This is a genomic window from Paenibacillus sp. FSL R7-277, from assembly GCF_000517965.1.
Taxonomy (GTDB): Bacteria; Bacillota; Bacilli; order Paenibacillales; family Paenibacillaceae; genus Paenibacillus_AQ; species Paenibacillus_AQ silagei.
Genome location: NZ_ASPX01000080.1, coordinates 415,220 through 430,767, shown reverse-complemented (window position 1 = coordinate 430,767; position 15,548 = coordinate 415,220). Strand labels below are relative to the sequence as shown.

At 55.8% G+C, this 15,548-nt stretch carries 13 protein-coding genes; all 13 read left to right on the top strand.

What is annotated here, in order from left to right:
- Positions 1-162: 162 nt before the first annotated feature.
- Entirely contained in the window at positions 163-2,037 is a 1,875-nt protein-coding gene (locus C173_RS24005) for a bifunctional homocysteine S-methyltransferase/methylenetetrahydrofolate reductase (protein WP_036729413.1), read from the top strand.
- 38 nt (positions 2,038-2,075) lie between these two features.
- Positions 2,076-2,966, top strand: a complete 891-nt coding sequence (locus C173_RS24000) for a YicC/YloC family endoribonuclease (protein WP_036729410.1) — start codon at positions 2,076-2,078, stop codon at positions 2,964-2,966.
- Positions 2,967-3,018: 52 nt separating this feature from the next.
- Complete coding sequence (remA, locus tag C173_RS23995; protein WP_006209218.1) at positions 3,019-3,279, top strand: extracellular matrix/biofilm regulator RemA; 261 nt, start codon at positions 3,019-3,021, stop codon at positions 3,277-3,279.
- Between the two features lie 18 nt (positions 3,280-3,297).
- Positions 3,298-3,867 carry a guanylate kinase gene (gene gmk, locus C173_RS23990; protein WP_036694520.1) on the top strand — a complete coding sequence of 190 codons (570 nt, stop codon included), beginning with the start codon at positions 3,298-3,300 and terminating at the stop codon, positions 3,865-3,867.
- Positions 3,868-3,922: 55 nt separating this feature from the next.
- Entirely contained in the window at positions 3,923-4,123 is a 201-nt protein-coding gene (gene rpoZ, locus C173_RS23985; protein ID WP_036694519.1) for a DNA-directed RNA polymerase subunit omega, read from the top strand.
- A gap of 271 nt (positions 4,124-4,394) precedes the next feature.
- Complete coding sequence (gene coaBC / locus C173_RS23980; protein WP_036729407.1) at positions 4,395-5,627, top strand: bifunctional phosphopantothenoylcysteine decarboxylase/phosphopantothenate--cysteine ligase CoaBC; 1,233 nt, start codon at positions 4,395-4,397, stop codon at positions 5,625-5,627.
- Positions 5,627-8,158, top strand: a complete 2,532-nt coding sequence (gene priA / locus C173_RS23975) for a primosomal protein N' (RefSeq protein ID WP_036729405.1) — start codon at positions 5,627-5,629, stop codon at positions 8,156-8,158. The genes coaBC and priA overlap by 1 nt, the downstream gene beginning before the upstream one ends.
- Positions 8,159-8,280: 122 nt before the next feature.
- Complete coding sequence (gene def, locus C173_RS23970) at positions 8,281-8,766, top strand: peptide deformylase (protein WP_036694508.1); 486 nt, start codon at positions 8,281-8,283, stop codon at positions 8,764-8,766.
- A 5-nt stretch (positions 8,767-8,771) separates the two neighbouring features.
- On the top strand, positions 8,772-9,713 hold the full coding sequence (fmt, locus tag C173_RS23965; protein ID WP_036729402.1) for a methionyl-tRNA formyltransferase: 942 nt from the start codon (positions 8,772-8,774) through the stop codon (positions 9,711-9,713).
- Positions 9,710-11,197: a 16S rRNA (cytosine(967)-C(5))-methyltransferase RsmB gene (gene rsmB / locus C173_RS23960; protein ID WP_268748471.1), complete on the top strand. Its 1,488-nt coding sequence runs from the start codon at positions 9,710-9,712 to the stop codon at positions 11,195-11,197. The genes fmt and rsmB overlap by 4 nt, the downstream gene beginning before the upstream one ends.
- A gap of 152 nt (positions 11,198-11,349) precedes the next feature.
- Complete coding sequence (rlmN, locus tag C173_RS23955) at positions 11,350-12,390, top strand: 23S rRNA (adenine(2503)-C(2))-methyltransferase RlmN (protein WP_036729399.1); 1,041 nt, start codon at positions 11,350-11,352, stop codon at positions 12,388-12,390.
- Positions 12,391-12,396: 6 nt separating this feature from the next.
- On the top strand, positions 12,397-13,173 hold the full coding sequence (locus C173_RS23950; RefSeq protein ID WP_036729396.1) for a Stp1/IreP family PP2C-type Ser/Thr phosphatase: 777 nt from the start codon (positions 12,397-12,399) through the stop codon (positions 13,171-13,173).
- The gene (pknB, locus tag C173_RS23945; RefSeq protein ID WP_036729394.1) at positions 13,170-15,434 is read left to right on the top strand and encodes a Stk1 family PASTA domain-containing Ser/Thr kinase; all 2,265 of its coding nucleotides are present in this window, start codon (positions 13,170-13,172) and stop codon (positions 15,432-15,434) included. Before C173_RS23950 ends, pknB begins: the two co-directional genes overlap by 4 nt.
- Positions 15,435-15,548 lie beyond the last annotated feature (114 nt).

Here is a 15,548-nt window from a genome sequence, read left to right as displayed (position 1 = left end):
ATTCTCCTTCTGCCAAGATTATGCGTAGTATGAATCAATTGCCGGACCGGCATACAAGAATTTTGGACACCCGTCTCTTTTGTCTGCTAAAGCTTATCATCCATCCCGATTTATGTTACATTAGTATGAAACTAATGTTGTCAGTAAGGGGAGGTTCTTGCGGTGAAGCCGGATTTGCGCTCTGCATGGGAGAATAACGTGTTGGTCGGAGACGGAGCGATGGGAACCTTTTTGTATCAAAAGGGTTTCCCTGTCGGCATCTCCTACGAGGAATTGAATCTGACCTCACCGGAGGTCATTGAGGATGTGCACCGGAGCTATATCAATGCAGGTGCTGTACTGCTGGAGAGTAATACCTACTCCGCGAACTACGACAAGCTGTCTAAGTTCGGACTGGAGGCCAAGGTGGCGGACATCAACCGGGCAGGAGTCCGCATTGCCCGCCGGGCTGCCGGCGAGAACGGGTATGTTGTCGGTGCGATCGGCTCGATCCGCGCCGGCAAACGGGCGAATCTGTCCTCCTCCGAGCTGAAGAAGTTCTTCTCGCAGCAGATTGCCGCGCTTCTGGAGGAAGCGCCGGACGGGATCATGCTGGAGACCTTCTATGATGTCGAGGAGCTTCATCTGGCGCTGAAGGCTGTGCGCAAGCTCAGCACGCTGCCGGTGATCTGCCAGCTGGCTGTGGACGATTCGGCGCGGACGCTGGACGGGTTAACCCTGCCGGAAGCGTTCCATATTCTGCAGCAGGACGGAGCCGATGTGATCGGCTTCAACTGCAACACCGGACCGAACGGGATCAAGCGTGCGCTGGGTACGCTACAGGGCAAGCTGGCGCTGCCGGTGTCGATCTATCCGAATGCGGGGGTAGCCGATTATGTAGACGGCCAGTACCGCTATGGCGCCTCGCCGGAGTATTTCGGACAGATGGCTCCGGTGTTCGCGGATATGGGCAGCCGGATTATCGGGGGCTGCTGCGGGACTACCCCCAAGCATATCGCTGAGATCTCCGCTGCGCTGAAAGGCTATGTGGTGGAGCCGCTGCCTGAGCCCGCTGCCTTCAGTGCGCCTGAGAGAATTGCGGTGCAGGAGCATCTGGCGGATGACGGGGGACAGGGAGGCGGTGAACCGACGCTTGTCGATCTGGTCAAGGAACGCCACACCGTTATCGTAGAGCTTGACCCTCCGCGCGATCTGGACATCGCGAAGTTCATGAAGGGGGCAGAGGCGCTGCGCCGGGCCGGAGCCGATGCGCTGACGCTGGCCGATAATTCGCTTGCTGTCACCCGGATGAGCAATATGGCGCTGGGGCATCTGGTGCAGGCCCGCACAGGCCTGCGGCCGCTGGTGCATATTGCCTGCCGTGACCGCAATCTGATTGGCACCCAGTCGCATCTGATGGGCTTCGACGCGCTGGGGATTGACCATGTGCTGGCCGTGACCGGAGATCCTGCCCGATTCGGGGATCTGCCCGGCTCAAGCTCGATCTATGACCTGACTTCATTTGAAATTATACGTATGATTAAGCAGCTCAATGACGGCGTGGCCTTCTCCGGCAAGCCGCTCAAGCAGAACGCGAAGTTCGTCATCGGCGCAGCGTTCAATCCCAATGTCAAGCATCTGGACAAAGCGGTCGAGCGCCTGGAGAAGAAGATTGCCTCGGGTGCGGATTATATTATGACCCAGCCCGTGTATGATCCTGAATTGATTGCCCGGATTGCCAAGGCTACTGAGCACCTGGATATTCCGATCTTCATCGGCATTATGCCGCTGGCCAGCGGACGCAATGCAGAGTATCTGCATAATGAGGTTCCCGGCATTCAGCTCTCCGCCGAGGTCCGCAGCCGGATGGCCGGACTCGAAGGCGAAGCGGGACGGGCCGAAGGGGTGCTGATCGCCAAGGAGCTGCTGGATGCGGCTATTGCACATTTTAACGGAATCTATCTGATTACGCCGTTTATGTTCTATGATATGAGCGTGCAGCTGCTGGAGTATATTTGGGAGAAGCAGGGACGTAAGTTATCCCCCTTGTTTCGCTAGTAATAATCAATTACAATAGTGTAATGGATGTGATTCCGTTGTCATATAGTATGACCGGATACGGTCAGTCAGCCCTGGAATACGGCGGACACAAGATAACGTTCGAGGTCAAATCGGTGAATAACCGATACTGCGAAGTTGTGCTGCGGTTGCCCAGGGAATGGACGGGGTATGAGGATAGGCTGCGCAGAATGGTTCAGGCTCATATCAGACGGGGACGGGTAGATGTTATTATTAATAGAGAACTCACCGACGGGGCGGCTGACACGCATGTGCTGGACCGCCGCAGGGTGAGCTCCTATCTTGATGCAGCGGAGGTACTGGTCCGGGAGTATGGCTTCAAGGGAGAGTTGTCCCTGCGGGATATCCTTGCTATGCCCGGTGTAATGGAACCGAAGGAAGAGACGGCTGCCGCTGACTCCTCCGGAGAACTTGCAGATCTTCTGGAGCAGGGTCTCCAGCTTGGTCTGGAGGCCCTGCTGGAGATGCGCGGACGGGAAGGCTCCTATTTGGCGGCCGATCTGACGCACAGACTTGACCGTCTGGAAGAGCTGCATGCCGGAATCAGCAGATATGCGCCTCTGGTTGTGGAGGAGCAGCGCGAGAAGCTGCGGCAACGGCTTAACCTGCTGAATGACGGGAGCTTCCCCTGGGATGAGCATAAATTCGGCATGGAGATGGCTATTTTCGCCGACCGCTGCAATATAGATGAGGAGCTGACCCGGCTTCACAGCCATTTCGGCCAGTGCCGGGCCTTGCTGCTGGGCAGCGAGCCTGCCGGACGTAAGCTTGATTTTCTCATCCAGGAGATGAACAGGGAGACCAACACAATAGGGTCGAAGTGCAGTCATCTGGCGGTTGTGAATCTGACGCTTGATATGAAGGCGGAGCTCGAGAAGATTCGGGAGCAGGCGGCGAACCTGGAATGACAGGAACCAGGGAGCAAGCTATGATGTTACTTATGGGGGGAACAACCGGAACATGGCAATCAAATTAATCAACATCGGCTTTGGGAATATCGTGTCAGCGAACCGCATTATTTCCATTGTCAGCCCGGAATCGGCACCGATTAAGAGAATTATCCAGGAGGCCAGAGACAGGCATATGCTGATCGATGCCACCTACGGGAGGCGGACGCGGGCTGTCATTATTACCGACAGCGACCATGTGATTCTCTCGGCTGTACAGCCTGAGACGGTAGCTCACCGCCTATCCAGCAAAGACGACGATAACGACGAATAACAACAATTGGAGTGTACTATGTCAAAAGGATTGCTGATTATACTATCCGGCCCTTCCGGTGTCGGCAAAGGTACGGTATGCACAGCGCTGCGGCCGAAGATGCCTGAACTCGTCTATTCCGTTTCTGCCACCACACGCTCTCCGCGTGCAGGTGAAGAGAACGGAGTCAATTATTTTTTCAAATCCAGAGAGCAGTTCGCCGATATGATTGAAGGCGACAAGCTGCTGGAATATGCGGAGTACGTAGGCAATTATTACGGTACTCCGCGTGACTTTGTAGAGAGAACACTTGAGAGCGGAAGAGATATTATTCTGGAGATCGAGGTTCAGGGAGCTCTCAAGGTCAAAGAGAAATTTCCCGAAGGGATCTTTGTATTCCTTCTTCCCCCGTCCATGGACGAGTTGAAGGACCGTATTCGCGGACGCGGAACAGAGCATCCTGATGTAATCAGCCACCGCATGTCTGTGGCTGAAGACGAGATCGGTTTGATCCGGCATTATGATTATGCCGTGGTGAATGATGAGATTGATCTGGCCTGCAAGCGAATAGAAAGCATTATTATCGCCGAACATTGTAAGGTGCGATGAACAAGTTCTACAGGATTGGTCCATATTTACAGTAAAAGATGAAGAGGTGCCTTACATGCTATATCCATCCATTGACGAACTGGTGACTAAGGTCGACAGCAAGTATTCCCTGGTAGTCGCTTCAGCCCGCCGGGCCAGAGCACTCCGTGAAGGCGGCAAGACCGATATCGTTGCGCCTAAATCGCATAAGTATGTCGGTGTTGCACTTGAAGAAATCTATGAAGACCGCATTATAGTAACGCGCGGCGAGGAATAGTCCCCTGAAATGGTGCCGTCCCTTGAATAAGGGCGGCGCAGCCGTTTCTGCCCGCTTAAGCTGCACAATGAAGTGATAATGGCCCGTACCGGGCTGTTCCTGACAACCGGAAGGTTGTTATTTTTTTCTCTATATATAAAGAAAATTTGAAGCGCAGGCTTCTTTTAGCGTAAATATGACATAACGAAGCCGTAAATATGAAGATTTTCATTTCTTCTTTTCATAGCTGGATTTAGAATGGGTGCAGATTGAGGAACGGAGGGAGATCAGATTGAAGAGCTTACAAGGGAAGTCGATTATACTCGGAATTACCGGCGGAATTGCTGCGTATAAGGCCGCGGCGCTGACCAGCAAGCTTACCCAGAAGGGCGCCGAGGTGCATGTCATTATGACAGCATCGGCCAAGCAGTTCATTACGGAGCTGACGCTCCAGTCATTGTCGAAGCAGCGGGTGTACAGTGATACGTTCCAGGAGCGGGACCCGTCTTCTATTTCACATATTGATCTGGCTGACGCTGCCGACCTGGTCCTGATTGCGCCGGCTACGGCCAACATTATCGCCAAAATGGCCCACGGGCTGGCAGACGACATGCTGTCCACCACGCTGCTTGCTACAACAGCGCCTATTATGGTAGCTCCGGCGATGAATGTCCATATGTATCAGCATCCGGCGGTCCTCAGCAATATGGGTACCCTCTATAACCGGGGTGTTCAGTTTATTGAGCCCGGTGAAGGGCTGCTGGCCTGCGGGTATGTGGGCAAGGGACGGCTGGAGGAGCCGGAAGAGATCGTGAAGGTGGTTGAGAACTTTTTTGTACTGCAGAAGGAGAAGACCTCCGGACCGCTTGCCGGCAAAAAAGTGGTAATTACCGCAGGAGGCACGGTAGAACGTATTGATCCCGTCCGTTATATCTCCAATGATTCCTCGGGTAAAATGGGCTTCGCCCTCGCGCGCGCCGCGCGCGCCATGGGTGCTGCGGTGACGCTGATTGCCGCGCGTACCGATGAGGCGCCGCCCCGTGATGCCGGTATCGATCTGGTCCGCGTCCAGTCAGCACAGGAGATGCACGATGCAGTCATGGCCCGCTGGAGTCATTGCGATATTCTTGTGAAAGCAGCGGCGGTTGCGGATTACCGTCCACGCGAGAGCAGTGACTCGAAGATTAAGAAGAGCGGCAGCACCATGACGCTTGAGCTGGTGAAGACGACTGATATTCTGGAGAGCCTAGGCAGAATCAAAGACAAGCAGTTCCTAATCGGCTTTGCCGCCGAGACCGGAAATGCCGAGGTCTATGCCAAGGACAAGCTGGTCCGCAAGAACCTCGATCTGATTGTAGCCAATGATGTGGCCATGGAGGGTGCGGGATTCGGTACGGATACCAACATCGTCAAAGTGTATGATGCCAAAGGCCTGGTGCTTGATCTTCCGCTGGCTTCCAAGGATGAGGTGGCGCGGCGGATTCTGCGGCTGGCGGCTGAGCGTGTTGCCGGAGCCTTATTATAATGGATATTGCCAAGGTCATTGTCGATGTTCCTGTACGCAGCACCGACCGGCCGTTTGACTATATTATCCCGGATGCTCTGAAGCTGTGGATTGAAGTGGGCAGCAGAGTCGCTGTTCCGTTCGGCCCCCGTACGGTCCAGGGGTTCGTAGTGTCCCTGGAATCAGGGGAGACCGGCAGTGTCTCCCGGATGAAGCCGATTGTAGAAGTACTGGATCTGCTTCCCCCCCTATCGCCGGAGCTGGTTGAGCTGGCCGACTGGATGAGCCAAAGATACGCCTGCAGACGGATCTCCGCACTGCAGGCGATGCTTCCGACTGCCCTGAAGGGCAAAGCGGAGCGTTTGATCTCGCTTGGAGATACAGAGGAAGCGTCCAGCGCCCCCGCAGATGAGCTGTTTCCGCTCTTTCTTGAGGCGGACAACGAAGAACAGCAGATCATTGACTTCGTTAGGCGTCACAGTGAAGTATCCATGAAGCTGCTGACCCGTACCTTCCCCGAGGCTGCGGAGACGATTAAGTTCATGGTGCGGCGCGGAGTCCTGGCAGAGAGCCAGTCGATCAAGGATAAGATGGGCAAAAAGAAGCTCAAGGCCGTTGACCTGGCTATTGGCTTGTCAGCAGCCCGGGAGTCGCTCTCCAGCTTCCCCGCGCGTTCAGCGCGCCAGAAGGAAGTGCTCTCCTACCTGATTGATATGGAAGCCATGCTGCCGATGCCGCTCAAGGATATTCTGGCGATCCTTCAGGTCACTGCGGGCACGCTCAAGACGCTTGCGGACAAAGGGTATATAGAGATCAGCGAAATCGAAGTCTACCGTGACCCCTACCGGGGACGGGACTTCAAGCCAAGCACACCGCTTCCGCTGACAGCGGAGCAGGAGAGGGTCTATGAGCGGATTGTGGGTACTGTCGAGCAGCAGACGCATGAAGTGTTCCTGCTGCACGGGGTGACCGGCAGCGGGAAGACGGAAATCTATCTCCAGACGATCCAGCGCTGTATCGAGCAGGGTCGGCAGGCAGTGGTGCTGGTGCCTGAGATTGCGCTGACACCGCAGATGGTGGAACGGTTCAAGGGCCGGTTCGGCAGCGGGGTGGCGGTGATGCACAGCCGCCTGTCTGTCGGCGAACGTTATGACGAGTGGCGCAAGATCCGCGAAGGTAAGGCGATGGTTGCGGTCGGAGCACGCTCAGCCGTATTCGCCCCGTTCGCCAATCTGGGCCTGATTATCATGGATGAAGAGCATGAAGGCTCTTATAAGCAGGAGGAGAACCCGAAATATCATGCCCGTGATGTGGCTGTCCGCAGGGCAGAGCAGGGCGGGGCCGTGGTAATTCTGGGCTCTGCAACACCTTCACTCGAGAGCTATCATGCCGCCAGATCGCAGAGTGACATCCACTTCTCGCCGATTCTGCTGGAGATGCCGAGCCGCGCACTGGGCAACGAGCTGCCGAAGGTGGCTGTCGTTGACATGCGTGAGGAGCTGAAGGAAGGTAACCGCTCCATGTTCAGCCGCAGTCTGCATGCCGCTCTGGTGAGCAGGCTGGAGCGTGGCGAACAGACAGTGCTGCTGCTCAACCGCAGAGGCTTCTCGACCTTCGTCATGTGCCGGAGCTGCGGCTACGTTGCCGGCTGCCCGGAATGCGATATCTCGCTGACCTATCACAGCCGAAGCGACAATCTGCGCTGCCATTATTGCGGGCATGCAGAACCTGCACCCAAGGTATGCCCGGAATGCGGCAGTGAGCATATCCGCTTCTTCGGGACAGGGACGCAACGGGTAGAAGAAGAGCTGGGCAAGCTGTTCCCCGGTATCCGGGTTATACGTATGGATGTGGACACGACCACGGAGAAAGGCTCGCATGAGAAGCTCCTGAACCAGTTCAGGGACAAGAAGGCCGATGTGCTGCTGGGCACACAGATGGTCGCCAAAGGACTTGACTTCCCCGATGTAACGCTGGTTGGGGTCATTACTGCGGATTCTGCACTCAATCTGCCTGATTTCCGGGCGGCGGAGAAGACCTTTCAGCTCTTGACACAGGTTGCCGGCCGCGCGGGCCGGCATCAGCTCCCCGGCGAGGTGGTGGTCCAGTCGTATACACCGGAGCATTATTCGATTATCCATGCCAGCGGGCATGATTACCGTTCATTCGTCCGGGATGAGCTGAAGCACCGCAAAGAGCTGCATTACCCGCCCTATTGCCGTCTGATTCTGGTCACCCTGTCGCATGAGCAGCTTCCGCTGCTGCTGAAGCTTGCGGAGAATTATGCGCTCAGCATTCAGGGCAAAGCCAGACAGCTGCGCTGGTACGGCAGTCTGGACAAGCTCTCCTCGGATGCGCTGGATCTGCTGGGACCGGTGGCCTCGCCGCTGCCCCGGCTGAAGGGGCGTTACCGGTTCCAGTGTATTATCAAATGGCGCGGTGCGATTGACGCCATTGCGCTGGCCCGCCAGGTGGCGGAGGAGCTGGAGGATTCTGTCCGCGATAAGGGGCTGCAGATCAGCATCGATGTCGATCCGCAGATGTTGATGTAATTCTCGGGCGTGTTACAATGGTAAGGCGGTTTTGCCCTGCCGTTTCGGCGAGAAATAGAAGGATAATGTATAGCGTGAAACATATACATTCTTATATTTGAACAAGGATGGTGTTAGTGTAAATGGCAATCAGGCTGATTGTGAAAGAACCGGATGAAGTATTGCACAAAAAAGCGAAGACGGTAACCACCGTTACCCCCAATGTACAAAAACTGCTCGATGATATGGCAGATACGATGTATGACGCGGAAGGCGTAGGTCTCGCAGCCCCGCAGGTAGGAATTCTGAAACGGCTGATTGTAATCGATGCCGATGAGGAGCATGGATTGATCAAGCTGATCAATCCCGAGATTCTCAGCATGGACGGGGAGCAATTCGGACCCGAAGGCTGCCTGAGTATTCCCGGCCTGAACGGCGATGTCCGCCGTGCAGAGACAGTAACTGTACGCGGCCTGAACCGCGAAGGCGAGGAAGTAACCATTACCGGAAGCGGCCTGCTGGCCCGGGCTTTTCAGCATGAGATCGACCACCTGAATGGCGTGCTGTTCACAGACATTGCTGAGAAGGTCTATGAATACACAGCAGAACGCAGTGAAACTGAGGAGTGAATGAAATGAGAATAGTGTTCATGGGAACACCGGCCTTTGCAGTCCCCTCCCTGCGGATGCTGCTGGAAGAGGGCTATGAGGTAGTGGCTGTGGTGACTCAGCCGGACCGGCCGCAAGGCCGCAAGAAGACGCTTGCCCCTTCCCCGGTGAAGGCGGCTGCCCTGGAGCTGGGACTGCCTGTTCTTCAGCCCGAACGGCTGCGCCGCCCTGAATCGGTGGCTGAGCTGGCTGCCTATGAGCCGGATCTGATTGTTACCGCCGCTTATGGACAGATTCTTCCGAAGAGCGTTCTGGAGCTGCCGGCGAACGGATGCGTGAATGTTCATGGCTCGCTGCTGCCCAAGTACCGGGGCGGTGCTCCGATACAGCGCTGTATCATGAACGGCGAGAAGGTGACCGGTGTGACACTGATGTATATGGCTGAAGGATTGGACACCGGAGATATGATCTCGCGGGTGGAGGTAGCGATAGAGGATGACGATACTTCAGGCACGCTGTTCGAGAAGCTAAGCGTGGCCGGACGGGAGCTCCTCAAGGCAGAGATGCCGCGACTGGCAGCCGGCCGTGTAGAAGCTGCCGTGCAGGATGACAGTGAAGCAACCTATGCGCCGAATCTAAACCGGGAAGATGAACGGATCGACTGGAGCCGGGGCTCGCTGGAGCTATACAACCAGATTCGCGGCCTGGTGCCGTTCTCGGGTGCGTTCACCCTGTGGAACGGCGAGACCTTCAAGGCATGGGCAGCGGTGAAGCCGCAGGCGGAGGAACAGCCGGGCGGTAGCGCGGCTCCGGGCACCGTGCTGTCCGTGAGCGAACGCGGCGTTGAGGTGAAGACGGGTGACGGGACGCTTCGGCTTACAAGCGTCCAGCCTGCCGGCAAAAAAGCCATGAGTGCAGCCGACTTCAGCCGTGGTGCAACCCTCGCACCCGGCACGGTGCTCGGTTGAGCGCGGGCGGTAAGGGAGGCGGCGGACAACGTCTGCATACTTCCGGCAATCAGCCTACGGCCTCCGGCACAAAGCCTGCCTCGGGCAGAACCGGCGGAGCGGGCCGGAATCGGCCGGGCGGCAAGCCTACTGCGCCAGCTTCTGCGCGTGAGGTTGCTCTTGATATTCTGGTGCGCGTAGAGCAACAGGGTGCTTACAGCAACCTGCTGCTGGGAAGCAGCCTCCAGAAAGCGGGCCTCAGCCGGGAGGATACGGGACTTGCTACAGAGCTGGTGTACGGAACCCTCTCACGGATGATTACCCTCGATTATGTCCTCAGCAGCTTCGTCAGCAAAGGGATGGCCAAGCTGCAGCCCTGGGTACGGAGCCTGCTGCGGTTAAGTCTGTACCAGATCATGTATCTGGACCGTGTGCCTTCGCATGCAGCCGTTAACGAGGCTGTGAATATCTCCAAGAGACGCGGCCATCAGGGTATCTCGGGTATGGTCAATGGCGTGCTGCGCAGTGTGCTGCGGGCCGGAGATCTGCCGGTCTTGCCTGAGGGGCTGAGCCGGGAAGAGCGGATCTCCATCCTGCACTCCCATCCCCTGTGGATGGTGCAGCGCTGGTCGGCGGAATACGGCCCGGATACGGCAGAAGCCATGTGTGCGGCGAATAATGAGCCGCCCGCAGTCAGTGTCCGTGTCAATACAACAATGATTAGCCGGGAGGCCATGCTGGCAGAACTGCTTGAAGCTGGTCTGGATGCCGCAGAATCGAAGGTGAGTCCTGCCGGGCTGGTTATCAGAGGCGGCGGCAATCTGGCGTTGACCTCCTGGTACCGGGACGGTTATCTGTCCGTTCAGGATGAGAGCTCGATGCTGGTAGCCGAGGTTGTCGCTCCCGAAGCCGGAATGAAGGTGCTGGACTGCTGCGCAGCCCCCGGCGGCAAAAGTGCCCACATGGGCGAGCTGATGAAGGACGAAGGCTCCATATTGGCTAATGACCTGCATGAGCATAAAGCGGGGCTGATTGCCGAGCAGGCAGCACGCCTCGGCCTGGAATGCATTACCACCGCAAGCGGGGATGCCCTGGAGCTGGGTGCAGCCCTCCAGCCGGAATCCTATGACCGGATTCTGCTGGACGCTCCTTGCTCGGGGCTTGGGGTCATCCGCCGCAAGCCTGACTTGAAATGGCGCAAGCAGCCGGAGGATATTGCAAGCGTAGCTGCGTTGCAGCTTGAGCTGCTGCAATCGGTCTCCGGGCTGCTGAAGCCGGGAGGCGTGCTGGTCTACAGCACTTGTACTACCGAGCAGGCGGAGAACAGCCGGGTTGTCGCTGCTTTCCTGGAGCGTAATCCCGGCTTCGCGCAGGTCAGCTTCAAGTCAGCCGTCTGGGAGCGGCTGGAGGGAACCGCACTTGCTGCCGGTGACGGCATGCAGCTGCTCCCGCATCATTATGGCAGCGACGGCTTCTATATTGCCCGGCTGGAGCGACTCTTGTAATATAGTGATTGTGCTTCAGAACTACAGCTTCCCGCCCGCAGATTCCTCCGCGCGGCGGGCTTTTCTTTTACCGGTTCTGAGTTTTGTGTTAAAATAGGAAGAATGAGAAACAATACGCATATAATTTATGAAAGCACAGGTGCAAAAATACAATGAAACCTTTAATATATGATTTTTCTTTAGAAGAGTTGCAGCAATGGGCCAAGGACAATGGAGAGCCTGCTTTTCGCGGCGGGCAGATCTTTGACTGGCTGTATGTGAAGCGGGTCAATGACTTCGAATCCATGAGCAACCTCTCCAAGGCACTCAGAGCCAAGCTGGTTGATCAGTTCAGTATTTCGGCACTCACTGAGATTACGAAGCTGGAGTCCAAGGACGGCACCGTGAAATTCCTGTTCGGTCTGCATGATGATCATGCGATTGAGACAGTTATTATGAAGCATAATTACGGCAACAGCGTGTGTGTGACCACCCAGGTAGGCTGCCGGATCGGCTGTACCTTCTGTGCATCTACCCTTGGCGGTCTCAAGCGGGATCTGACTGCAGGGGAGATCGTTGCCCAGGTTGTCCGTTCCCAGCAGATTCTTGATGCGCGCGGCGAACGTGTAAGCAGCATTGTCATTATGGGGACAGGCGAACCCTTCGAGAACTATGATGCAACCATGAGATTCCTGCGTCTGATGATCCATGAGAAGGGCCTGAATATTGGCCAGCGCCATATCACCGTATCCACCAGCGGAATTGTGCCGAACATCTACAAATTCGCGGATGAAGATACACAGATTAATCTGGCGATCTCGATTCACGCTCCTAACGATACGCTCCGTTCCAAGCTGATGCCGGTGAACCGCCGTTATCCGTTCGACGATGTAATCGAGTCCCTGCGCTACTATCAGGCTAAGACAGGCCGCCGGATCAGCTTCGAGTATGCCTTGATCGGCGGCGTGAATGATCAGAAGGAGCATGCAGAGGAGCTGGCGGGTGTGCTCAAGACCATGCTCTGCCATGTGAATCTGATTCCGGTCAATCATGTGCCTGAGCGCAAGTATGTCCGGACTTCCCGCAATGATATCTTTGAATTTCAGCGTATACTGGCCGATCATGGCGTGAATGTTACCATCCGCCGTGAGCAAGGCCATGATATTGCGGCCGCATGCGGACAGCTGCGCGCCAAACATATGGAGTTGGGGTGAGGATATTTGATCAGAACAGTTCAAGCCAGCGACATTGGCCGGGTACGTACCGTCAATGAGGATTCAGTCTGGATCGGCGCTACGCGCCACGGTTATACCCTCGGCATTATTGCCGACGGGATGGGGGGGCATCTGGCTGGCGATACCGCGAGCAGGCTTGCACTTGAGACGGTCAGGGGTATTCTGGACCAGCTGGAGCCTGATCTCCCGGAGGCAGAGCTGAAGGAAGCGCTGACTACCGCCATCATGGAAGCCAATAACACAGTTCACAGAGAAGCTCAGAGCGATGAGAAGCTCCATAATATGGGGACCACCATTGTTGCTGCACTGCTGAAAGGGTCGGCAGGCTATATCGGCCATATCGGAGACAGCAGGGCTTATCTGATCCGGGACGGTGAAGCCAGGCAGCTAACCGAGGACCATACGCTGGTGAATGAGCTGTTCAGGAACGGCCAGATCAGTCTGGAGGAGCTGGATAATCATCCGCGCCGCAATGTGCTTACCAGGGCGCTGGGGACGGATACAGTGGTATCCGCAGATCTGGCATATGTTACGCTTGCAATTGGTGAGCTCCTGCTGCTGTGCAGTGATGGACTCAGCAATTATGTCAGTCTGGAGCATCTGGGCAAGGTAGCCGGAATTAATGAAATATCTCTGGAAGAAAGAGCAGAGCGATTACTTCAACTGGCATTGCTTGCGGGCGGCAGCGATAATATAAGCGTTGCTATGCTGGAACACCAAGGAGAGGCCGCAGTGCCCGAGACAAAGGAGTGGGAAAGATGATCGGTCACGAATTGGGCGGCCGTTACCAAGTCATCGAACGGATCGGCGGAGGAGGCATGGCGCTTGTCTATAGAGCCCATGATATTCTGCTTAACCGGAATGTTGCTATCAAAGTACTGCGCAATCAATTTGTGCATGATGAGGAATTCATCCGCCGGTTCCGGCGGGAGGCGCAATCAGCTGCATCATTATCTCATCCCAACGTAGTCAGCATATACGATGTCGGCCAGGAAGATGAAGTCCATTATATCGTTATGGAATATATTGAAGGCAAGAACCTGAATGAGATTATCAAAGAGCGGGCACCGATGCAGGTGGATGAATCCGTGCGGATTGCCTCGCAGATTTGTGATGCGCTGGACCATGCGCATATGAACCAGATTATTCACCGCGATATTAAGCCTCATAATATTTTGATTGGACGTAACGGGCGGGTTAAGGTTACCGACTTCGGGATCGCCCGGGCGGTTACGTCCACTACGATTACCCAGACGGGGTCTGTGGTCGGTTCCGTGCATTATTTCTCGCCGGAGCATGCCAAGGGCGTAACTACAGGCGAGAAGTCGGACCTCTACTCCCTGGGCATCGTACTGTATCAGATGCTTACGGGTGTATTGCCTTTCTTAGGGGAGAGTCCGATCAGCGTGGCGCTGAAGCATCTGCAGGAGGAATTCGAGGAGCCGCGACTGCTGAATCCGCTGATTCCGCAAAGCGTGGAGAATGTAATCCTGAAGTCGATGCGCAAGAACCCGGAGGAGCGCTACCAGTCGGCCAAGCAAATGCTGCAGGATCTGGAGACCTGTCTGCTGCCTGAACGGCGCAGCGAAGCCAAGATGCTGTTCCAGGACGATGATGATGAGGACAGAACACGCATCATTCCGGCGATCAAGCCGCTGCAGCGCGGGCTTAGCAGCCGTGGCGGCGGAGAGGAGCGAATCCGCAGTATGGAGGAAGCTCCGCCGCCTGCGGCTGTGAAGCGCAAGAGCCGTGCAGCGCTGTGGATCAGCCTTACGCTGGTCGTGTTAATCGCCATGACCGGAATTGTATGGTATGTCAATTCCAAGCTGTCGGTCGATGAAGTCTCGGTGCCTGCGGTGACGGGGAAGACCTTCCAGGAGGCCAAGGCTGAGCTTGAGGCTGTGGGGCTGTTTGCCGAGGAGCCCGCACTGGTTGAGTATAATCCTAATTTCGAAGAGAATATTGTCTGGAAGCAGAACAAGACCAATACGATGGTCAAAGAAGGAACTCATATTATTCTGACGGTAAGTGCCGCCAAGGTTCTTCCCAAGCTTAAGGATGTCTCTAACCTGAGTTATGACGATGCCGTCAAGGAGTTAATCGCGCTTGGCATAGCCCAGAGCAGAATCACTCCTGATGAACGCTTCAGTGAGGAATTTGCCAAGGGTAAGGTCATTAGCTCTGAGCCTGCCGCAGACACTGAATATGATCCTGATACGGTAACTATCAAGCTAATCGTGAGCAAAGGTAAAGAAAGCACCCAAATGCCGGATCTCATCGGGAAGACGGAGAAGGAAGCCAAGGCTGCGCTGGAGAGTGTAGGTCTAGTGCTGGACGCGGTCAAGGAAGAGCCAAGCTTCATCCACGAGAAGGGCAAGGTAACGAAGCAATGGGCCTATGAGCCGGGGGATCTGGTTCCTCCAGGTGAGAAGATCACGATCTATATCAGCACAGGATATCCTCCGGAAGCTCTGGAATTTACGTTCAATGTGCCGGTAGCACCGGCTGCGGAAGGCAAGAAGAGCAAGATCCGTATTGTGTTTGCCGATGCGCGCAACGGAGGCGAGAACCAGGAGTGGGGCACGCGCACGATTGGCAAAAGCCAGACCCTATCCGTGAACATGCTGCTTGCCCCTAATAAAGACGGCATGGTATCTGTATACCGGGACGGGGAGTTCCTGGAGACTTATCCGATCACTTATGTCGATGTCAAGAATAACACGGTGCAGCAGCCTGAACCGCCTCCGGTGGAGACACAGACGCCTGCACCGACAGTTGCTCCTACCGAGCCTGTTCAGCCTACTGAGACTCCGGCTCCCGAGCCGACAGCAGAGCCGGCGATTATTCCGCCGGACACAGGAGAAGGAGAGGTGACGGGCGAGACGGACCAGACGGGTTATGTTCCGGGTAACGGACAGAATAACAATGAGCTGGCTTCCGCCCTCAGCAAGGGCAACAGTAAGGGAAAAGCTAACGGTAAGGGCTCTGACAACAAGCCAGGCAAAGATAAAGGCCATAAATAATAGAACAGAGATAAGCTTCAGCCGGGCTGCCGGGAATACGGGCAGGGCTGAAGCAGCGAAATGACCCGGGGTTCTACACACTTGGGTCATTTGCGTAAATATCAGGAGAGGAAG

What these genes read in the sequence shown, in the direction of transcription:
- pknB (WP_036729394.1), top strand. Translation starts at nt 13,170, where the DNA reads ATGATCGGTCACGAATTGGGCGGCCGTTACCAAGTCATCGAACGGATC.
- rlmN (WP_036729399.1), top strand. Translation starts at nt 11,350, where the DNA reads ATGAAACCTTTAATATATGATTTTTCTTTAGAAGAGTTGCAGCAATGG.
- rpoZ (WP_036694519.1), top strand. Translation starts at nt 3,923, where the DNA reads ATGCTATATCCATCCATTGACGAACTGGTGACTAAGGTCGACAGCAAG.
- priA (WP_036729405.1), top strand. Translation starts at nt 5,627, where the DNA reads ATGGATATTGCCAAGGTCATTGTCGATGTTCCTGTACGCAGCACCGAC.
- gmk (WP_036694520.1), top strand. Translation starts at nt 3,298, where the DNA reads ATGTCAAAAGGATTGCTGATTATACTATCCGGCCCTTCCGGTGTCGGC.
- remA (WP_006209218.1), top strand. Translation starts at nt 3,019, where the DNA reads ATGGCAATCAAATTAATCAACATCGGCTTTGGGAATATCGTGTCAGCG.
- fmt (WP_036729402.1), top strand. Translation starts at nt 8,772, where the DNA reads ATGAGAATAGTGTTCATGGGAACACCGGCCTTTGCAGTCCCCTCCCTG.
- def (WP_036694508.1), top strand. Translation starts at nt 8,281, where the DNA reads ATGGCAATCAGGCTGATTGTGAAAGAACCGGATGAAGTATTGCACAAA.